We start from the raw sequence: 20,869 nt of genomic DNA on the forward strand, positions 1-20,869 counted from the left end.
CGGATGGCGTGCCGACGGCCGCCGCAGCCCGCTCAGACGCGCAGGTCGACCTGGCTCAGCGTGCCCACCCGACCGTCCTCGCGCAGGTAGATGCTGCTCGCGCGCAGCAGGCCCTGGGTGTCGTTGGCGGCGTCCTTGAGGCTGAACGGGGTGTCGACCCGGCCGAGATAGAAGGCGCCGATGCCGGCCTCGTTCAGGGTCTGCAGCCTGCCCTTGCCCTCGGCAGCGGGCGACCACAGCCGCAGCAGCGACCAGGTCGCGTCGGCCTCGTCGATCCAGCCGTTGCCGTCGTCGTCGAGCGCGGCGAACTCGAAGCGGATCTCGGCGCCTGCACGCGGCCAGGCTGTGGCGACGAATCGGGCCGCTGAGAAGGGGCGGCTGAACTATAAAGACTCATGATCGTTCTCCGTGCGTGGGACCTCGTTCAGCGGCCCTCTCAGGGACAACGCTCGAACGCGGGCTGTATTCCACGCCCTGGCGTGCCACCCCAAGCGGCACGCATGAGCGAGCGCGGCTCGCGACCCTGAATCGATTTTTTTCATGGATGAATTCCATGACAAATGTCAAATGCTGCACCGCAAGGTCTCCGTATGGTGAGGACTCGCCATTCGACGTGCACCGCCTCGCCGGCGCACGATGACAGGAGCACCCGCATGAAGCCGATGATCACCATCGACGGCAACGAGGCCGCCGCCTCCGTTGCCTTCCGCGCATCCGAAGTGATCGCGATCTACCCCATCACGCCCTCCTCCAACATGGGCGAGTTGGCCGACGAATGGGCCGCCGCGGGCAAGTGCAACCTGTGGGGCAGCGTGCCGCGGGTGATCGAGATGCAGTCCGAAGGCGGCGCCGCTGGCGCGGTCCATGGCGCGCTGCAGGCGGGCGCGCTGGCGACCACCTTCACCGCCTCGCAGGGCCTGCTGCTGATGATCCCGAACATGTACAAGATCGCCGGCGAGCTCACGCCGACGGTCTTCCATGTCGCCGCGCGCGCGCTCGCCACCCATGCGCTGTCGATCTTCGGCGACCACTCGGACGTGATGTCGACCCGCGCCACCGGCTTCGCGCTGCTGGCCTCGAACTCGGTGCAGGAGGCGCACGACTTTGCCGCCATCGCCAGCGCGGCCACGCTCGCCGGGCGGGTGCCGGTGCTGCACTTCTTCGATGGCTTTCGCACCTCGCACGAGGTGTCGAAGATCGACTTCATCCCGGACGAGGTCCTGCACGCGCTGCTGCCGGACGACCGTGTCAGCGCCCAGCGCACGCGCGCGCTGTCGCCCGAGCACCCGGTGATCCGCGGCACCTCGCAGAACCCGGACGTGTTCTTCCAGGCCCGCGAGGCGCAGAACCCGTGGTTCGACGCCTTCCCCGCCGTGGTGCAGCAGGCGATGGATGAATTCGCCGCGCTCACCGGCCGCCGCTACCAGCTCTTCGACTACGTCGGCGCGCCGGATGCCGAGCGTGTGATCCTGATCATGGGTTCGGGCGCGGACACGGTGGAAGAAACCGTCGCCCATCTCACCGCCCGCGGCGACAAGGTCGGGCTGCTCAAGGTGCGCCTGTTCCGCCCGTTCGCACCCGCTGCCCTGCTCGCCGCGCTGCCGCAAAGCGTGCGCAGCCTGGCGGTGCTCGACCGCTGCAAGGAACCGGGCGCCGACGGCGAGCCGCTGTTCAAGGACGTGATGGTGGCGCTCGCCGAGGACCAGGCGGGCGAGTCGCCGCGCTTTGCCGCGATGCCCCGGGTGATCGGCGGGCGCTACGGCCTGGGCTCCAAGGAGTTCAACCCGGCCATGGTGTGCGCGATCTTTGCCGAGCTGCAGCAGGCCCGGCCGCGCCGCCGCTTCACGATCGGCATCGAGGACGACGTCAGCGGCCTGTCGCTGCCCTGGGACGCCGCCTTCCGCACCGACGCCGCCGCTAGCGCCTTCGCCGCGGTGTTCTACGGCCTGGGTTCGGACGGCACGGTGTCGGCCAACAAGAATTCGATCAAGATCATCGGCGACGAGACCGCGCTCTTCGCCCAGGGCTATTTCGTCTATGACTCGAAGAAGTCCGGCGCGATGACGGTGTCGCACCTGCGCTTCGGCCCGCAGCCGATCCGCTCGGCCTACCTCACCGGCGCGGGCGACGCCAAGTTCGTCGCCTGTCACCAGCCGCTCTTCATCGAGCAGCACGACGTGCTCGCCCACGCTGCGCCAAGCGCGGTATTCCTGCTCAATGCCAGCGAGCCGGCCGACAAGGTGTGGGCGACGCTGCCGGCGGCGATGCAGCGCACCATGGTCGCCAAGAAGATCAGCTTCTGGGTCATCGACGCCTACCGGGTCGCGCTCGAGGCCGGCATGGGGCGGCGCATCAACACCGTGATGCAGACCTGCTTCTTCGCCATCTCGGGCATCCTGCCGCAGGGCCAGGCAATCGCCGCAATCAAGCGCGCGGTCGAGAAGACCTACGGCCGCAAGGGCCGGCGCATCGCCGAGCAGAACTACCGCGCCATCGACGCCACCGTGGCCGCGCTGCAGCGGGTGGCGGTGCCCGAGACGCTGGCCGCGCTCGACGCCGCGACCGGCGCAGCGCCGATCGCCGACACCGGCCTCGACGCCTTCACCCGCCGCGTCACCATCCCGCTCATTCAGGGCAAGGGCGACGCCCTGCCGGTGTCGCTGCTGCCGGTCGACGGCACCTGGCCCACCGGCACCGCGCGCCACGAGAAGCGCAACCTCGCGCTCGAGATCCCGGTGTGGGACGAGAAACTGTGCACCCAGTGCGGCAAGTGCGTGTTCGTGTGCCCGCACTCGGCGATCCGCGCCAAGGTCTTCCCTGCCGAGCGCGTCGCCGATGCGCCGGCCGCGTTCAAGCACGTTCCCGCGCGCAGCAAGGACTACGCCCCCGGCACCCACATGAGCTACCAGGTGGCGCCCGAGGATTGCACCGGGTGCACGCTGTGCGTGGATGTGTGCCCGATCCGCGACAAGTCCAACGTGTCGCACAAGGCGCTCAACATGGCACCGCAGCCGCCGCTGCGCGCGCAGGAAGCCGAGAACTGGGACTATTTCCTGAAGCTGCCCGATCTCGCCCGTCGCGACGCCAAGCGCAGCACGATCCCCGGCTCGATGCTGCTGCAGCCGCTGTTCGAGTTCTCCGGCGCCTGCGTGGGCTGCGGCGAGACGCCCTACATCCGCCTGGCCACCCAGCTCTTCGGCGACCGCATGCTGGTGGCCAACGCCACCGGCTGCTCGTCGATCTATGGCGGCAACCTGCCGACCACGCCCTACTGCACCGACGCCGACGGCCGCGGCCCGGCGTGGAACAACTCGCTGTTCGAGGACAACGCCGAATTCGGCCTCGGCATGCGCCTCGCCACCGACCAGCTCGCCGCTGCCGCGCGCACGCAGCTGCAGGCGCTGGCGACCATGCACGGCGCGCAGCTCGGTGAAGAGCTCGTCGCGACGCTGCTCGCTGCCGACCAGCATTCGGAGGCCGGAATCCACGAGCAACGCGAACGCGTCGCCCTGCTCAAGCAGAAGCTCGCCGCGATCGACACCGCCGCCGCGCGCCAGCTCGACGCGCTCGCCGAATACCTGATCCGGCGCAGCGTCTGGATCATCGGTGGCGACGGCTGGGCCTACGACATCGGCTTCGGCGGCCTGGACCATGTGCTGGCCTCGGGCGAGGACGTGAACATCCTGGTGCTCGACACAGAGGTGTATTCCAATACCGGCGGGCAGAACTCCAAGGCCACGCCGATGGGTGCGGTGGCCAAGTTCGCCGCTGGCGGCAAGCCCTCGCACAAGAAGGACCTGGCGAAGATCGCGATGGACTACGAGAACGTCTTCGTCGCCAAGGTGGCCTACGGCGCCAAGGACGTGCATACGCTGAAGGCCTTCCTCGACGCCGAGAGCTACCCGGGGGTGTCGATCATCATCGCCTACAGCCCCTGCATCGCCCACGGCGTGGACATGTCCTTCAACCTTCGCCAGCAGGATCTGGCGGTGAAGTCCGGCCACTGGCCGCTGCTGCGCTACGACCCGCGGCTGCGCGCGCAGGGCCGCAACCCGCTGTCAGTCGACAGCGCGGCGCCGAGCGTGCCCTATCGCGACTTCGCCCGTAACGAGGCCCGCTTCACCGTGCTGGAGCGGCAGAACCCCGAGGCCTCGACCCGCTTCCTCGACGAGGCCGAGCGCCACGCCCGCCATCGCCACCATGAGTACACGGAGCTGGCCGCGCTGCCCGGCGTGGATGAAGCCGCGCCCGCGGACGGCGCCGCGAAGGAGGACGCAGCCCCGCAAGCCGCCGCCCGCACCGGAGACACGCAAAATGGCTGACCTGAACGCCCCCGACCTGCGCACCACCTACCTCGGCCTGGCGCTGAAGAACCCGATCGTGCCCTCGTCCACCCCGCTCAGCCGTACGCTCGACCCGGTGCTGCGCCTGGAAGATGCCGGCGCGGCGGCGATCGTCATGCACTCGCTGTTCGAGGAGGATGTGGTCAACGACGAGCGCATGCTGGACCGCTTCCTGATCCATCCCGACACCTTCGGCGAGGCCGCCGGCCACCTTCCCGCGAAGGCCGGCTACCAGAGCAAGCTCGACGCCTACCTCGAGCAGATCGAAACGCTGAAGGCGCGGCTGTCGATCCCGGTGATCGCCAGCCTCAACGGCAGCTCGCTGTCGGGTTGGGTCGAGCTCGGCCGCGAGATGCAGGCCGCCGGCGCCGATGCGCTCGAGCTCAATGCCTGGTACATGGCGGGCGACCCGAGCTTCTGCGGCGACGAGCTGGAGGAGCGCTACCTCGCGCTGCTGCGCGAACTGAAGACGGTGGTGAGCATTCCGGTGACGATGAAGCTGTCGCCTTTCTTCTCGGCGCTGCCCAACTTCGTTGCCCGCATCGAAGGCGCGGGCGGCGCCGGCGTGTCGCTGTTCAACCGCTTCTTCCAGCCCGACATCGACCTCGACAGCCTGAAGGTGGTCGACCGTGTGCAGTTGTCCACCTCCGCCGACGGCCTGCTGACCATGCGCTGGATCGCGCTGCTGCACGGCCACACCGGCCTGAGCCTGGCCGCCACCGGGGGCGTGCATCGGGCGGAGGACGCGCTCAAGATGCTGCTCGCCGGCGCCGACGTGGTGCACATGGCGAGCGCGGTGCTGAAGAACGGCCCGCAGGCCATCACCGAGGTGCTGGCGGGGATGACGCGCTGGATGAGCGAGCGCGAGTACGCGTCGGTGGCGCAGCTGAAGGGCTCGATGAGCTCGCGCAAGTTCGCCGATCCGAGCGCCTTCGCGCGTGCGGCCTACCTCAACGCCATCGACTCGTTCACACCGCCGCCGGCGGTGCGGTACTGAGGACGCGGTACTGAGGGCGCTTAGCGGCTCAGCAACTCGACATATGCCCGATAGCTGTAGACCCGGTTCTTCTTCTGGCCGGTCAGTTCGCTGAGGATCCCCAGCGCCTCCAGTACCTGTATGGCGGCGCTGGCGGTCGGGAAGGTGGTCTCGAGACGCTGGCGCGCATGCTCCACCGTGAAGCGCGGCATCATCGGCAGCATCTCGAAAAGCCGATAGCTGGCCGGACCGGCCTTGGGCGACTGCAACAAGCACCGTCGGTCGGCCGTAATCAGGCTGGCTACGGCGATGATGTTGCGCTCGGCCTCGGCGGCTGCGGCGACCACCGCCTCCAGAAAGAAGGATACCCAGCCCTCCCAGTCGCCCTCGCCGCGGATGAGCGAAAGGCGCCGGTAATACTCGGCCTGGTGCTGCTTGAGGTAGCCACTGAGATACATCAGCGGTTCTTGCAGCAGCCCCCAGTGCTCGAACAGGGCCGCGATCAGCAAGCGGCCGATACGTCCGTTGCCGTCGAGAAAGGGGTGGATGGTCTCGAACTGGGCGTGGATCAGCGCCACCTTCACCAGCGCTGGCAAGCCGGGGGCCGGGTCATGGATGAAGCGCTCCAGCGCTGCAAGCAGATCGGCCACCCGCTCGGGCGGGGGCGGCACGAAGACGGCGTTGCCCGGCCGCGTCCCGCCGATCCAGTTCTGTGACCGGCGCAACTCACCCGGCTGCTTGCCGGAACCCCGTGCGCCGTCAAGCAGATGGCGGTGGGCCGCGCACAGCAGCCGGACGCTGACCGGCAGCCCCTGGGGGTCGCGCAGTTGCGCCTGCACCCAGCGAAAGGCGCGGAGGTAGTTCGTCACCTCCTCCACGTCTTCGGTGTTGCTCACCTTCAAGCCCGCCTCATCGTCGAACAGGTCGGTCAGTGTGGCTTGAGTGCCCTCGATCTGTGAGGTCAGCAGCGCCTCCTTCCGGATCGCGCTGTAGAGCAACCAGTCCACCGATGGCACGAGCCCGGCAACCCCCGCCAGTCGCGCCAGCGCCAACTCGGCCTGACGGTTGAGATCGACGAAGCGCTCCGCTGCGAGCGGAGGATCGGCGGGTGGGAGCGGGTAAGGGACGAACGCCCGGACCGCTTCCCCGAGTGTGCTCGTGATGGCGTAAGCGCCTGTGCTGCGGCTCATTGAAAGCGTACTTTAGTTTCCAGAGTCGTATTAAAGCATTCTTTACTGTAAATGAGACCAATGAAAGAAGGCTTTAACGTGGCACGCCCCGGCATTTCACTGTCACCGCGGCTGCGCAGTTCCTGGTCGGCCCGCGGAGCACCGCGACCTGAAGGGCGAAACGCCCCCTTTCAGCCGAGTGCTCCAGCGAGCTCGGCGACCGCTGCATCCTTGTCGTCGTCGCCCTCATCCCGCGCCCACTCCGGATGGGCGCGCGCACGCGCCAGCGCGGCAGGCAGCGCCCCGCTGCGCCACTGACGGGTTGCAGGGTCTGCCATCTCGGGCATGGGCAGGCGGCTGTCTCCCACGCCAGCGCCTCCGGCGCCTCCTGCGCTGCCGCCACCCACTTCGATCGGCGTCATCGCGGCATGGCCGCGGCCTTCCAGCGCCGCCAGCAGTTCGCGCTGGCGCAGGGCGACGATGCGCAGGATGGCGTCGTCCACGGTGAGCTCGCGATGCCCGCGCAGCTTGGCGGCGATGCGTTCGCCGTAGTGGCCGAAGGTCTGCCACAGCCCGCCGGCAATGGCGCCGAGCGCGGCCGCCGCGCCCAGCGTCAGGCCGCCAACCATCAGGTCCACGCCCAGGCCAGCGGCCGCGCCCGCGGCGGCGCCGGTGCCCAGGCGCACGCCCATCTGGCGCAGGGTCTCGGGGTTGAAGAGGTCGTCGTCCCAGCGCCCGTCGGTGAGCGGCAGCGCGTCCATGCGCGCGTCGTCGGGGCGGAAGCGGTACAGGCGCAGCAGCGCATCGACGCAGGCCTGCTCGCGCCGGCGCACGTCCTCGCGCAGGCGGGCAACGGCGGCCTGCAACACCGCGTCGCTGTCGGCGTCGGCAGCTTCGTCGAGACGGTCGCGCAGCGCCGCCAGCTCGACCAGCAGCTCGGCGACCAGCCGGCGGGCAGCCTCGCGGCGGGCGTCGGACTCGCGCGCGCGGGCATCGATCAGCGCCTGCAGGCGGGCGCGGTGAGCGTGGATCAGGGTGGCCAGGGTGTCGAACAGCTCGCGCTCGCCATCGAGCGGCGGCGTCACGGTGTCGAAGCTCACCACCGCGTGCAGGCCGAGGCGGGCGAGCGCGGCGCGCCAGTCATCCACCCGGGCCGTGGGCGCGGCGACAAAGTTGAGCACCGGCAGCAGCGGGCGGGCGCAGGCGGCGAGCAGTTCGAGCTCGTCGCGGTGCTTGGGCAGCACCGGGTCGCGCGCATCGATCACGTACAGCGCCGCATCGCTCGCCAGCATCTGGCGCAACACCTTGGCCTCCTGCTCGAAGCGACCGGCGGCCTCGTCGCGGGCGAGGAAGCGCGCCACGCGCTCGGGACCGTCGATGCGCTCGGCGGGCGTGACCAGGCCGTCGATGAACTCGAGCAGCGCGATCGCGTCCTCCATGCCCGGGGTGTCGAACAGCTCCACCGCCGGCACGCCGTCGGCCATCAGGCGCAGCCCCTCGACATGACGGGTGGTGCCGGCCGAATCGGAAACCTCGCCAAAGCCGACATCGCGCGCCAGCGTGCGCAGCAGCGAGGTCTTGCCGGTGTTGGTATGGCCGACCACGGCCAACCGCAGGATGTCGTCCGTCACGCTTCGTCTCCGTGTTCCAGCCAGGCGCGCGCGGCCGCGGCATCCACCACCACGGCCGCCTCCGCTGCGCCGGCGGGGGCGGCGCCCTGGCCGGCGCTATCTGCACTTGCTGCGCTGAGACCCATCCCGGCCAGACCCTCACGCCACTGGCGCAGCCGCGCCGCCGGTGCCGGCGCGGCGCGCCCCTCGGCCTTGCCCGCCGCGGCGCCAACCTCGCTTGCGTCGACACCGGCCAACCACACGCGGATCGATTGCGCGTGATCGGCCAATTCGGCGATCAAGCCGAGGCTGCCGCGATCGGGCGTCTGGCGTGCATCGACCGCCACCAGCAGGCGCGGCGGCGGCTGGCGGGCGAAGCGTTCGCGCGCGGCGCGACGCTCTTCGCGGCTGTCGAGCCGGCCACCATCCTGCCAGGAGGGAGGCGCCGCCAGATCGGCCGCGGCCTGCCCATTGGGAGCCGGCGCACAGAGGACCCCCGGCCACGGCAGATCGTCGCCGAGTTCGAGCGCCACCGCCACCGCGCCCCCCTCGCCGCGCACCACATTGGCCTGGCGTCGCGGCCCTTGCAGCGTTGCCCGCTCGGGGTCATGCACGCCGATGCGTTCGCTGTCGGGCATCAGCAGCGGGCGCAGGCGCGCGTACCCCGGGCGCGACAGCTCGAGCGCCAGGCCGCGCGTGCCGCGCCGCCACAGCAGCCAGCATGTCAGCACCAGCACGAGCCGTGGCAGCACGCCATAGACCACCACTGCCCCCACCAGCCAGCCTGCCCAGGCGCGCCGACCGGCTTCGGCCTCCATCGGCGCGTCGCCGCTCGCCGCCACGGTCGCCGCGTCCGGCACCGGAAAGCCGAGCATGCCGGGCAGCGCACCGAGCGCCGTGCTGAGCGAAACGAAGCTGTCCGCTGGCAGGATGGTGGTCTCCCAGATGAAGCCGTAGCGCCGGGTGGCGAGCAGGGCGAGCACGCCCAGCGTGGCGCCGAGCAGGGCAGCGAACCACAGCGCATGGTTGACCGCCCCCACGCCCCAGGCCGCCAGCCGCCCGCGCCCGAGCAGGCCAGCGAGTGCCGCCGGCAGGTCGGCCGCGGCCGCGCCGCGATCGAGCACGCCGACCACACGCAGCCAGACGCGGCCCAGCACGCCGCCCTGTTGCAGGCCGCCCCGCATTCGCCCCTGCACGCCGATGCTGGCGAGCCACAGCAGCAGGCTCAATCCATGCACCCCGAGCAGGCCGCCAAGCGTCCACACCACGTTCACCGGCCGCGTGCCGTCACCGAGCACCCCGGCGGCGGCGCCGAAACCGAGCACCAGGGCGAGACCGAAGGCAAGGAAGAACAGCAGGCGGGCACGTCCATGCCAGCGCAGCACCGCCTCACACCAGCCCTCGCGCGCACCCAGCGCCGCAGCCCGGTGCAACACGCGGGCCTCGAGATCGCCACCGAGCGCGCGCGCCTCGGCATGGATGCGCGCGTCGTCGAGCACGCCACGGTGTTCCTCATGGCGTCGCACCAGTTCGGCGACCCAGCGGGTTTCGAGCGCGGACAGCCGCGGAGTCGGGGCAGCGGGTGAGGTCAAGGGGTCGGCGCGGTGGTTGGGCACGGCCTCAAGCATAGCAACGACACCCGCCGCTGCGCAGCGCATGAGCGCAGACAAGCGCCTGCAGATTGATCCCCGTCAATCCCATTGCGCCAGAACCGTTTAGCCTTGAGCCTTCGATCACATCCTCACATCATCATGACGACTGACCTCTTTCACTGGTCCGATGAGTTCAGTGTCGGCCTGCAGGAGATCGACGAGCAGCACAAGGAGCTGGTCGATCTGCTCAACCAGCTCCACGTCGCCATCCAGGAGCACCACGGCTCGGCCACCTCGCGCGAGATCCTCGACAAGCTCGCCGACTACACCCGCACCCACTTCGCGGTCGAGGAAAGCCTGATGCGGGTGTCGAACTACCCCGACTTCGAGGCCCACAAGCAGAACCACGAAGACCTGATCGGCCAGGTCCAGGCCCTGCAGGCAAAGCTCGACTCCGGCCAGGCCACGATCACCTTCGAGCTGCTGCACTTCCTCAAGGTCTGGCTCACGCGCCACATCAACGAGGCCGACAAGCGCTTCGGCGCCTACTTCCTCGAGGCCGGCGGTGCCAGCAAGTGGTCCGATCACGTCGAGGACGCGATGAAGAAGCGCAAGTGGTGGTGGAAGTTCTGGTAGCCCACCGCCCTCCTTCATTTGATCGCGCTCCACGCGCCCTGCCGCACACCTCCAGACTCCGAGAGCACACGATGTCGACAATCACCCTGCCCCTGCCCGCCGTCATTCGATCCTTTCTTGTCGTCGGCCTGCTTGCCAGCCTGTTCGCCGCGCCGGCACAGGCCGACAGCCACACCTGCCCCGCCCTCACGGCCGCGGTGCAGGTGGCCGCCTGTCCGACCGATCAGGAGCTCAAGTACACCTACATGGGCTTCTGCGGCGACAACGCCCGCCTGTATGGACGGGACGTGCTCACCTGCGCGAACTTCGAGAACTACAAGGAAGCCAAGAACACCGCCCTGTGGGAGTCGGCTGACGGCGCCTTCAGCGGCTACCTGTCATGCAACGTGACGCCGGAACAGATTCGCGCGGCGAAGGCGCTGCGCATGGGCGTCGAGAGCAGGAACGGGCTCACGCGCCTGATCTGCGACTACGAGGGCGACCACCGCCTGGTCTACCGCAGCCGGGAGAAATGCACGGTGAGCGTGGCGGACTGCAGCAGCGGCGAGTGCAAGGCAAGCTGCGACTGAAGCCCGCCAGGCGGGGCGCGCACCAAGCCGGCGTCCCGCACCAGGCCGGCGTCCTCCACTAGGACGACACGTGTGCCGGCTGGCCGATCAGGCTGCTCAGCAGGGTGATGACGTCCTCGGCCGGCAAGGCCCGCACGATGAACACCAGCCGGCTGCGGCGGTCGTCGTAGGGCGGCTCGGTCGGCCATGCCGGCAGGCTGGTGCTCGAGTACACGCTGTGCTGGACACATTGCAGCACGCGCGGCAAGGGATCGCCCTCGACATTCAACAGCCCCTTGATGCGCAGCACGCGCGCGCCATGGAGCTGCAGCAGCAGCGCGAGCGCATCCGAGAACTCGTACCAGGGCAGGGGCGCGTCAAACGTCAGCACGAAGCTGTGCACCTCGGCATCATGGCGCGCACGCTCGGTCGTGGTCGGCTGCGAAGCCTCCGCCCCTGCCCCCGCCACGATCGGGTTGCCCGCGCCTGCCTTGCGCCCACCGCTGCTGCCGGGCTTGCGCCAGGCCGATGCCGCGGCCGCCCGCTGGCGCGCCGCGCGCAAGGCTTCCTCGCCCAGCCAGGCCGCCACATCGGGCTGCTTGCCGGCCGCATCGTACAGCCCGCAGCCGAAGATCTCGTCCGGGGCGAGCTGCCCTGCGCACACCTCCACCTGACGCGCGCCCGGGTTGAGCTGGGCGATGCGCGCCGACACCGCCGCGCGCGCTGCCGGCTCGGCGAGGTCGCACTTGGTCAGCAGCAGGCGGTCGGCCATGGCGACCTGGCGGACCGCCTCGTGCTGGCGCGCGAGCTGGTCGAGCGCGTGGGTGGCATCGACCGCGGTGACGACGCCATCGATGCGGAAACGCTCGCAGAGGAAGGGCTCGGCCATCAGCGTGTGGATGACCGGCGCGGGGTCGGCCAGGCCGGTGGTCTCGATCAACACCCGGCGCAGGCCCTTGAGCTCGCGTCGCAAGGCCCGCATGAAGAGCCCCTTCAGCGCGCGCACGAGGTCGCCCTGCACGCTGCAGCAGATGCAGCCGGAATCGAGCACCACCAGGCTCTCATCGACCTTTTCCACCAGGTGATGATCGACGCCGACTTCGCCGAACTCGTTGATCAGCACGGCACAGTGCGCCAGCTGGGGCTGGCGCAGCAGGTGGTTGAGCAGCGTGGTCTTGCCCGCGCCGAGGAAACCGGTGAGCAGGGTCACCGGGATGCGGCGATCGGCGGCGGGCAAGGGTGAGGCGTCAGGATTCATGAGGGCGAAGTGTAGCGCGCCGCACCCACCCGACGGGCGACGCGGACCACGCGCCGGCCCATCGCCCGCGTCGCCTGTCGGCTTACTGCCAGCCGCCGCCGAGCGCCTTGTACAACGCCACGCGGTTATTGGCGTCGCTCTGGCGCGTGCCGATCAGCTCCATCTGGGCGCCATACAGGCTGCGCTGCGCATCGAGCAGGGTCAGATAGCTATCCACCCCGCCGCGGTAACGCGCCTCGGAGAGCTCGAAGCTCTTCTCGGTCGCCTGCAGCAGCGCGCGGCGGGCGTCGAGCTGCTCGGTGAGCGTGGACCGTTCCGCGAGGGCGTCGGCCACCTCGCGGAAGGCCGCCTGGACGGCCTTTTCGTATTGCGCGACGTTGATATCCCGCTGGATCTCGGCGAGGTCCAGGCTGGCCTGCAGACGCCCGGCCTCGAAGATCGGCAGGCGCAGCTGCGGTACGAAGCTCCAGGCCCCCGAGCCGCCATCGAACAGGCCATCGAGGGTGCTGCTCGCCGTGCCGGCCGTCGCGGTAAGCGTGATGCGCGGGAAGAAGGCCGCGCGCGCCGCACCGATGCTGGCATTGGCCGCCATCAGCGCACGCTCGGCCTGCAGGATGTCGGGCCGGCGGGTGAGCACCTCGGACGGCAGGCCGGCGGGCAGCTCGGGCACCGCGGCCACGACCTCGTTGAGCGACTGCGGCAGCCACGCCGCCGGCACGGCCGCGCCCACCACCAGGGCCAGCGCGTTCTCGGCCTGCGCCACCAGCGCGGTGTAGCGTGCCACGTCGGCGCGCGCGGTCTGCCGCAGGGTCTCGGCCTGATTGAGATCGAGCGCCGACACCGCGCCGAGCTCCAGGCTGCGGCGAACCAGTTCGACCGACTGCTGGCGCGTTTCCAGCGTGCTGCGCGCCAGCGCCAGGCGCTCGCGGTCCGCGGCCAGGCGCAGCCAGGCATTGGCAACCTCGGCGACCAGGCTGATCTGCGCGCTGCGGCGGGCCTCCTGGGTACCGAGGTAGCTCTGCAGCGCCTGCTCCTCCAGGCTGCGCACGCGGCCGAAGAAGTCGAGCTCGTAGGCGGCGAAGCCGAGGTTGGCCGAGTACTGGCGGCTGACGGTCGAGTCGCCGCTCATGCTCAGATCGCCCGGCACGCGCTGCGCGCTCTGCCCGCCGCTGACCGCGATCGAGGGCAGCAGGTCGGCACGCTGGATGCCGTACTGGGCGCGCGCACGCTCGATGTTGAGGGCGGCAATGCGCAGGTCGCGGTTGTTGTCGAGCGCGAGCGCGATCACTTCGCGCAGGCGTTCGTCGGCGAAGTAATCGCGCCAGGCGATGGTGTCGGCCAGCGGCGCCACGGCCGAGGCTTCGCTCGGCTGGGCCAGCGGAAAGCTCGCCGGCACCGGCGCCGCGGGGCGCTCGAAAGCCGGGATCAGCGTCGTGCACGCGCCCAGCGTGGTGGCGGCCAGCGCCACCACCAGGCTGCGCAGCGGCATGCGGGCGCGGCCGGCCGCCGCCATGGCGCCGGATGCCGCTGCCGGCGCAGCGGAGTTTGCGGGGTAGGTACTCATGTCAACGTCCCTCCTGGACAGCCGGCGCGACGGCCTCGTCCCTGGCCTTGTCCGGGAAAACGCGCTTGATCACGACGTAGAACAGCGGCACGAAGAACAGGCCGAGCACGGTCGCGGCGATGGTGCCGCCGAGCACGCCGGTGCCGATCGCGTTCTGGCTGCCGGCGCCGGCGCCGGTGGCGATCGCCAGCGGCAGCACGCCGAAGCCGAAGGCGAGCGAGGTCATGATGATCGGGCGCAGACGCATGCGCACCGCCTCGAGCGTCGCCGCCACCAGGTCCTTGCCCTGCTCTTCCATCTGCGCCTTGGCGAACTCCACGATCAGGATCGCGTTCTTCGACGACAGGCCGATGGTGGCGAGCAGGCCGACCTGGAAGTACACGTCGTTCGACAGCCCGCGCCCGGTGGCGGCGAGCAGCGCGCCGAGCACGCCGAGCGGCACCACCAGCATCACCGCGAAGGGCACCGACCAGCTCTCGTACAAGGCCGCCAGGCACAGGAACACCACCAGCAGCGACAGCGCGTACAGCGCCGGCGCCTGCGAGCCCGAGCGACGCTCCTCGTAGGAGGTGCCGGACCAGTCGTAGCCGATACCCGGCGGCAGCTTGGCCATGATCTCCTCCACCGCCTGCATCGCCTCGCCCGACGACAGCCCGGGGGCCGCCTGGCCGAGGATCTCCATCGAGGGCTGGCCGTTGAAGCGCTCCAGGCGCGGCGAGCCATAAGTCCAGTGCGAGGTGGCGAAGGCCGAGAACGGCACCATCTCGCCGCCGCGGTTGCGCACGAACCACTTGTCGAGATCCTCGGGGGTCATGCGCGCATGCGCGTCCCCCTGCAGGTACACCTTCTTGATGCGGCCGCGGTCGAGGAAGTCGTTGATGTAGCTGCCGCCCCAGGCCGTCGCCAGGGTGTCGTTGATGTCGGCGACCGACAGCCCGAGGGCGCCCGCCTTGGCGTAGTCGATGTCGAGCTTGAGCTCGGGCATGTCCTCCTGGCCGTTCGGACGCACGCCGACGAGGCGCGGATCCTGCGCTGCCATGCCGAGGAACTGGTTGCGCGCGGCCACCAGCGCGTCGTGGCCGAGGCCGGAGCGGTCCTGCATCTGCACGGTGAAGCCGCCCGAGGTGCCGAGCTCGATCACCGCCGGCGGCACGAAGGCGAACACCATCGCCTCGCGGATCTGCGAGAACGCGCCCATCGCGCGCCCGGCCACCGACTTCACGTCCATGCCCGGCGCCTTGCGCTCGTCCCAGTGCTTGAGGTTCACGAAGCCGATGCCCATGTGCTGGCCGCTGCCGCCGAAGGAAAAGCCCGCCACGGTGAAGATGGCGCGCACGGTGTCCTTCTCGTTGTCGAGGAAGTGATCCTCGACCTTCTTCAGCACCTCGAGCGTGCGCTCCTGGGTCGCCCCGGCCGGCAGCATGACCTGGTTGAACATCACGCCCTGGTCTTCCTCGGGCAGGAAGGAGGTCGGCATGCGCACGAAGAGCAGGCCGAGCACCGCGACGATGGCGAGGTAGATGGCGAGGAAGCGCACGCTGCGCTTGAGGATGCCGCCCACGCTGCGCTCGTAGCGCTGGGTGCCGTTGTGGAACTTGGTGTTGAACCAGTGGAAGAAGCGGCCGAACAGGCCGCCTTCGCCGTGCTCGTGGCCCTTTTCCACCGGTTTGAGCATGGTGGCGCACAGCGCCGGGGTGAACACGATCGCCACCAGTACCGACAGCCCCATCGCCGACACGATGGTGATCGAGAACTGGCGATAGATGACGCCGGTCGAGCCGCCGAAGAAGGCCATCGGCACGAACACCGCCGACAGCACCAGGCCGATGCCGATCAGCGCGCTGGTGATCTGGTCCATCGAGCGCTTGGTGGCCTCCTTGGGCGGCAGGCCCTCCTCGGTCATCACGCGCTCGACGTTCTCGACCACCACGATGGCGTCATCCACCAGCAGGCCGATCGCCAGCACCATGCCGAACATGGTCAGGGTGTTGATCGAGAAGCCGAAGGCCGCCATCAGGCCGAAGGTGCCGAGCAGCACGACCGGGATCGCCATGGTGGGGATCAGCGTGGCGCGGAAGTTCTGCAGGAACAGGTACATCACCAGGAAGACCAGCACCACCGCCTCGATCAGGGTCATGACCACCGACTGGATCGAGATCTTGACGAAGGGCGTGGTGTCGTAGGGCACGACGTACTCGACGCCTTCCGGGAAGTAGCGCTGCATCTCGTCGAGCCGGGCGCGCACCGCGGTCGCGGTGTCGAGCGCGTTGGCGCCGGCGGCCAGGCGGACGCCGACGCCGGCGGCAGGCTGGCCGTTGAAGCGGGCGACGGTGCCGTAGTTCTCGGCGCCGATCTCGATGCGGGCGACGTCCTTCAGCCGCACCTCGCCACCCTGCACGCCGCTGCGCAGCAGGATGGTTTCGAACTGCTCGGCCGTCTGCAGCCGGCTCTGCGCGGTGATGGTGGCGGTGAAGCCCTGGCCGGGCAGCGCCGGGGTGCCGCCGAGCTGGCCGGCCGAGACCTCGGTGTTCTGCGCCTGCAGGGCCTGGCGCACATCACCCGGGGTGAGCCGATAGTTGGTCAGCTTCGCCGGGTCCAGCCACACGCGCATGGCGTACTGCGCGCCGAACACCTGCACCTCGCCGACGCCATCGACGCGCGACAGCGGATCCTGCACCGAGGACACCAGGAAGTCCGACAGATCGGTGCCGTCCATCGAGCCATCGGCGGACACGAAGCCGACCACCATCAGGAAGTTCATCGCCGACTTGGCGACCGTCACCCCCTGCTGCTGCACCGGCTGGGGCAGCAGCGGCAGCGCCGTCTGCATCTTGTTCTGTACCTGCACCTGGGCGATGTCGGGGTCGGTGTCGGCGGAGAAGGTCAGCGTGGTCGAGGCGTTGCCGTAGGCATCGCTGGTCGACTTCATGTACAGCAGACCGTCGAGGCCGGTCATCTTCTGCTCGATGATCTGCGTCACCGAGTCTTCCACCGCCTTGGCCGAGGCGCCGGGGTAGCGGGCATTGATGACGATCGCGGGCGGCGCGATCGACGGATACTGGGACACCGGCAACTGCTGGATGGACAGCGCGCCGGCCAGCATGATGACGATGGCGATGACCCAGGCGAAGATGGGTCGGTCGATGAAGAAACGGGCCATGGTCGCCTACCTCACTGTGCCGTGGCGGCCGGCGCCACACCGGCTTGCGCGCCCACGCCGGCAGCGGCCTCCTCGGCCTGGACGGGCGCGCCCGGGCGCACCCGCTGCAGGCCCTCGACGATGATGCGCTCGCCGGCCTGCAGGCCGCCGGTCAGCACCCAGTTCTCGCCCAGCGACTGCGCCACCTGCACCGCGCGCGACTCCACCACGTTGTCGGCATTGACCACCATGACCAGCGCGTCGCCGCGCGGATCGCGCGACAGCGCCTTGTGCGGCACCAGGATCGCCTCGCTGCGCGTGCCTTGCGGCAGGCGGGCGCGTACGTACATGCCGGGCAGCAGCACACCGTCGCCATTGGCGAACTGGGCGCGCAGGGTCACGCTGCCGGTGCCTTCATCCACCGTCACCTCGGACAGGGCGAGGCGGCCTTCGGCGGCGTACTCGCTGCCATCCTCGAGGATCAGCTTCACCGGCACCTCGCCCTTGGCGCTCGCCTGCAGGCGGCCTGCGGCCATGTCGCTGCGCAGGCGCAGCATGTCGACGCTCGATTGCGTGAGATCGACATAGATCGGATCGAGCTGCTGCACGGTAGCGAGCGCCTGCGCCTGATTGGCGGTGACCAGCGCGCCCGCGGTCACCGTCGAGCGGCCGATGCGGCCGGCGATCGGCGACTTCAGCCGGGTGTAGTCGAGGTCGATCCGTGCCCTGTCGAGCGCCGCCTTGGCTGCCGCCACCTCGGCCTGGGCCTGCTTGAGCGCGGCCTGGGCATCGTCGTTGGCCTGCTTGCTGACGGCTTCGATCTTCACCAGGCCGGCGTGGCGCTCGGCCTTGATGCGGGCCACCTGGGCGTTGGCCTCGGCACGGGCGAGCGCCGCCTTCGCGCTGTCGTAGGCCGCCTGGTAGGCCGCCGGGTCGATGCGGTACAGCACCTGGCCGGCCTTGACCTCGCTGCCCTCGTTGAAGGCACGCTCGGTGACGATGCCGGTGACCTGCGGGCGCAGCTCGGCGATCAGGTAGGGCGTGGTGCGGCCGGGCAGTTCAGCCACCATCGGCACCGACTCGCTCTTCACCGTCATCACCGTCACTGCCGGCGCCGGCTGCGCGCCGGCGCCGGACGCGGCGCCCTGTTCCTTGTCGCCACTGCAGGCGGCAAGGAACAGGGCGCTGAGCGCCACCGCAGCCGCAGACCTGAAAAGAGGGTGAGATCTTGTCTTCATTGGAGCCTCGTGAACGCGAGAAGCGGCGATATCGGCATGCGACTGTTGGCCACTGTGCGACATCCCGCTCATTGGAATGGTTATTCTAGATCGAACGCTCATTCTATGTTATCGTTTGCTGCATCGCAAGATTTTTCGAGACAACAGGGCACGGCGACCGTTCATCGAGAACGGCAGCGAACGCCCGAACACAACAGCATGCAGACTGCCGATCAAACTCAACACACCACCGAGGCTTCGCGGGCGACCGCGCGCCGACAACAGATCCTGAGCGCTGCAGCGCAATGCTTTCGCGAGCACGGCTTTCATGGCGCCAGCATCGCGCAGATCTCGAAGATTGCCGGCATGAGCGCCGGCCACATCTACCACTATTTCGAGAACAAGGAAGCGATCATCGCCGCGATCGTGGCGCAGGACCTCGAGACCCTGCTGACCATGACCGCCGAATTCCGGGCGGCCTGCAACGTGCGCGCCGCGCTGATCGAGCGCGCCGCCGACGCCGTCGCCGATCAGCTCGACCCGGCTGCCGCCGCGCTGAAGCTGGAGATCGTCGCCGAGGCGGCGCGCAACCCGCGGGTCGCGCAGATCGTGCGCGAGGCGGACGAAGCCTGTCGTCGCGAGCTGATGATCACCGTCCGCGTCATCCGCAGCGCGGCCGGCCACGACGACCCCCCGGAGGCGATCGGCGACATGGTCGAGGTGCTCGCCAGCCTGTTCGAAGGCCTGCTGCTCCGCACGATCCGCAACCCCGCGCTCGACCGCCGTCGCGTGGCACAGCGCATCCAGATCGCGATCAACGACCTGCTGAACCAGCCCGGCTGAGGCGCTGACCGCCTTACAGGTAGCCGAGCTTGCCCGGCAACCAGAGCGCGAGCTGCGGGAACACGATCATCAGCGCCAGGCCGGCGCCCATCGCCAGCACCAGCCACACCACCCAGCGGAAGGTCTCTTCCATGCCGATGCCGGCGATGCGCGAGGTGATCATCAGCGAGATCGCCATCGGCGGCGTGAACTGGCCGATGGCGAGGTTGATCGTCATCATCACGCCGAACCACACCAGGTCCCAGCCCATCGCCACCGCAATCGGCACCAGCAGCGGCAGCAGGATCAGGAAGATCGAGATCGCGTCGAGGAACATGCCTGCCGCCAGCAGCAGCAGGTTGATCGACAGCAGCATCAGCCATTCGCTCGAGTGCAGGCCGACCAGGGCCTTGGCTGCAGCGTCGAAGATGCCCAGGGTGTTGCCCGCCCAGGCGAACACCGAGGCGATGCCGATGATCATCAGCACCACGGCCGAGAGCTCGCCGGCATCGACCAGGATGCGGAACAGCCCCTTCGGCGTGATGCTGCGATAGACCACCATGCCGACGAAGATGCCGTAGGCGACCGCCACCACCGCCGCCTCGGTCGGCGTGAAGATGCCGGTGCGCAGGCCGCCGAGGATGATCACCGGCGCCAGCAGGCCCCAGATCGCTTCAATGAAGCTCTTGCCCAGCGGCGGCCGCGCGGCCTTGAAGTCGCGCCCGAAGCCGTGCCGCCGGCTGATGATGATGGCCGGCACGAGCAGGCACAGGGCGGCGATCATGCCGGGGAAGAGGCCCGCGGCGAACAGCGCGGGCACGGTCGCGGCCGGCACCATCACGCTGTAGACGATGAAGGCCACCGAGGGCGGGATGACGATCGCGGTCGAGCCGGCTGCGGCGATCAGGCCCGCCGAGAAGCCCTTCGGATAGCCGCGCGCGACCATCGACGGCAGCATCACCGCCGCCACCGCCGCCGCATCGGCCGGGCCCGAGCCGGAGATGCCGCCCAGCAGCATCGACACCAGCACGGCGACGACCGCCAGCGAGCCGGTCCATTCGCCCACCATCGCGGTGACGAAGCGCACCAGGCGGATCGCCACCCCCGAACGCTCGAAGATCATGCCGGCGAGGATGAACATCGGGATCGCCAGCAGCGGGTACTTGGCGATGCCGGCGTAGATGTTGGTCGGCACGGCGAGCTGGTCGAAGCCCGCCATCGCCAGCACGGCGACGCTGGCCACGCCCAGCGCCACCGCCAGCGGCAGGCCGGCGATCAGCGCCAGCATGAACAGCCCGAGCAAGGTGGCGCCGATCATGCGCGCCCCCGCAGGCGGTTGACGATCAGGCGCAGCACCAGTGTCACCGCCAGCACCGGCATCCACACCGTGTACCACCACTGCGGCACGCCGAGCGCGGGCGAAGTCTCCTCGAAGCGGTACTGGTCCCAGGTCAGCCGCGCGGCGTAATAGGCGATGAAGGCGAACAGGCTCGCGGTGACGGCGAAGGACAGCCAGTCCATCGCGGCGCGCCAGGCCGGCGGCAGGCGGTCGACGAAGAAGCCGACGCGGATGTGGCGGTTGAAGGCGAACGCCACCGACGAGCCGAGAAAGGACAGCACGATCAGCAGCGCGATCGAGAACTCCTCGGTGGCGGCGAAGGAGCGCGAAGTCAGGTAGCGCACCAGCACGTTGCCGAAGGTGATCAGCATGATCGCGCCCATGGCAATGCCGGTCAGGATCTGCTCGATCGTGTAGGGGCGGTCGGCCTGGTCTTCGGCCGACGGGACTTCAAGGCTCATCGTGACGTCCAGCGAGGCAGGCCAGAGATGCCTGCGACAGGGGTGCGCGTGGCGCGGAAAAAGGAGGGACCGGGGAAGACCGGGCTTGGGAGGCCGACGCCCCGGCGCTGCGGCCTGTGCCCAGCCGCGGCGTCGGGAAAGCTCTCAGGCCGCCGGTCCGGCGCCCGCGCACGGGAGCCGGACCGGCATGCCCGA

The 20,869-nt window shown here is 69.5% G+C and carries 14 protein-coding genes and 1 pseudogene; 5 read left to right on the plus strand and 10 right to left on the minus strand.

The window, feature by feature from the left end; translation table 11 throughout:
- Nucleotides 1-32: 32 nt before the first annotated feature.
- Nucleotides 33-311: pseudogene (locus ACMV5O_RS06800) on the minus strand (hypothetical protein); the annotation flags it as partial.
- 342 nt (nucleotides 312-653) lie between these two features.
- Between ACMV5O_RS06800 and nifJ the strand changes: the two are divergent.
- Nucleotides 654-4,322: a pyruvate:ferredoxin (flavodoxin) oxidoreductase gene (nifJ, locus tag ACMV5O_RS06805; RefSeq protein WP_416162795.1), complete on the plus strand. Its 3,669-nt coding sequence runs from the start codon at nucleotides 654-656 to the stop codon at nucleotides 4,320-4,322.
- Entirely contained in the window at nucleotides 4,315-5,340 is a 1,026-nt protein-coding gene (locus ACMV5O_RS06810) for a dihydroorotate dehydrogenase-like protein (protein ID WP_416162796.1), read from the plus strand. Before nifJ ends, ACMV5O_RS06810 begins: the two co-directional genes overlap by 8 nt.
- A gap of 20 nt (nucleotides 5,341-5,360) precedes the next feature.
- Here the strand turns inward: ACMV5O_RS06810 and ACMV5O_RS06815 are convergent, their stop codons facing one another.
- The 3 genes from ACMV5O_RS06815 to ACMV5O_RS06825 all read right to left on the minus strand — a co-directional run bounded on the left by ACMV5O_RS06815 (nucleotide 5,361) and on the right by ACMV5O_RS06825 (nucleotide 9,726).
- Nucleotides 5,361-6,509, minus strand: coding sequence for a Fic family protein (locus ACMV5O_RS06815; RefSeq protein WP_416162797.1), 1,149 nt, complete (start codon nucleotides 6,507-6,509; stop codon nucleotides 5,361-5,363).
- Nucleotides 6,510-6,679: 170 nt separating this feature from the next.
- Nucleotides 6,680-8,119, minus strand: a complete 1,440-nt coding sequence (locus ACMV5O_RS06820) for a GTPase/DUF3482 domain-containing protein (RefSeq protein ID WP_416162798.1) — start codon at nucleotides 8,117-8,119, stop codon at nucleotides 6,680-6,682.
- Nucleotides 8,116-9,726, minus strand: a complete 1,611-nt coding sequence (locus ACMV5O_RS06825; protein WP_416162799.1) for a DUF2868 domain-containing protein — start codon at nucleotides 9,724-9,726, stop codon at nucleotides 8,116-8,118. Before ACMV5O_RS06825 ends, ACMV5O_RS06820 begins: the two co-directional genes overlap by 4 nt.
- A gap of 123 nt (nucleotides 9,727-9,849) precedes the next feature.
- On the opposite strand from ACMV5O_RS06825, the gene ACMV5O_RS06830 reads away from it, so the two are divergent.
- Both ACMV5O_RS06830 and ACMV5O_RS06835 read left to right on the plus strand, forming a co-directional pair.
- Nucleotides 9,850-10,326 (plus strand): bacteriohemerythrin, encoded by a 477-nt coding sequence (locus ACMV5O_RS06830; RefSeq protein WP_324542741.1) that lies wholly within the window; start codon nucleotides 9,850-9,852, stop codon nucleotides 10,324-10,326.
- 71 nt (nucleotides 10,327-10,397) lie between these two features.
- Nucleotides 10,398-10,895 carry a hypothetical protein gene (locus tag ACMV5O_RS06835; protein WP_416162800.1) on the plus strand — a complete coding sequence of 166 codons (498 nt, stop codon included), beginning with the start codon at nucleotides 10,398-10,400 and terminating at the stop codon, nucleotides 10,893-10,895.
- Between the two features lie 58 nt (nucleotides 10,896-10,953).
- Here the strand turns inward: ACMV5O_RS06835 and ACMV5O_RS06840 are convergent, their stop codons facing one another.
- From ACMV5O_RS06840 to ACMV5O_RS06855, 4 genes are all read right to left on the minus strand, one after another.
- A complete protein-coding gene (locus ACMV5O_RS06840) occupies nucleotides 10,954-12,132 on the minus strand; it encodes a CobW family GTP-binding protein (RefSeq protein ID WP_416162801.1) in 1,179 nt (392 codons plus the stop codon).
- Between the two features lie 82 nt (nucleotides 12,133-12,214).
- Nucleotides 12,215-13,621 carry an AdeC/AdeK/OprM family multidrug efflux complex outer membrane factor gene (gene adeC / locus ACMV5O_RS06845; RefSeq protein ID WP_416162927.1) on the minus strand — a complete coding sequence of 469 codons (1,407 nt, stop codon included), beginning with the start codon at nucleotides 13,619-13,621 and terminating at the stop codon, nucleotides 12,215-12,217.
- A 76-nt stretch (nucleotides 13,622-13,697) separates the two neighbouring features.
- Nucleotides 13,698-16,856, minus strand: a complete 3,159-nt coding sequence (locus ACMV5O_RS06850) for an efflux RND transporter permease subunit (protein WP_416162802.1) — start codon at nucleotides 16,854-16,856, stop codon at nucleotides 13,698-13,700.
- An 11-nt stretch (nucleotides 16,857-16,867) separates the two neighbouring features.
- Nucleotides 16,868-18,073 (minus strand): efflux RND transporter periplasmic adaptor subunit, encoded by a 1,206-nt coding sequence (locus ACMV5O_RS06855; RefSeq protein WP_416162803.1) that lies wholly within the window; start codon nucleotides 18,071-18,073, stop codon nucleotides 16,868-16,870.
- Nucleotides 18,074-18,271: 198 nt separating this feature from the next.
- Here ACMV5O_RS06855 and ACMV5O_RS06860 point away from each other — a divergent pair, with 198 nt between their 5' ends.
- The gene (locus tag ACMV5O_RS06860; RefSeq protein ID WP_416162804.1) at nucleotides 18,272-18,895 is read left to right on the plus strand and encodes a TetR/AcrR family transcriptional regulator; all 624 of its coding nucleotides are present in this window, start codon (nucleotides 18,272-18,274) and stop codon (nucleotides 18,893-18,895) included.
- A gap of 13 nt (nucleotides 18,896-18,908) precedes the next feature.
- Here ACMV5O_RS06860 and ACMV5O_RS06865 read toward each other — a convergent pair whose 3' ends face one another.
- Nucleotides 18,909-20,192, minus strand: a complete 1,284-nt coding sequence (locus tag ACMV5O_RS06865) for a TRAP transporter large permease (RefSeq protein ID WP_416162805.1) — start codon at nucleotides 20,190-20,192, stop codon at nucleotides 18,909-18,911.
- Entirely contained in the window at nucleotides 20,189-20,674 is a 486-nt protein-coding gene (locus tag ACMV5O_RS06870; protein ID WP_416162806.1) for a TRAP transporter small permease, read from the minus strand. Before ACMV5O_RS06870 ends, ACMV5O_RS06865 begins: the two co-directional genes overlap by 4 nt.
- Between the last annotated feature and the right edge of the window lie 195 nt (nucleotides 20,675-20,869).

Origin of the sequence: Thauera sp. WH-1 (assembly GCF_047806685.1) — a bacterium.
In the GTDB taxonomy this organism is placed as follows: Bacteria; Pseudomonadota; Gammaproteobacteria; order Burkholderiales; family Rhodocyclaceae; genus Thauera.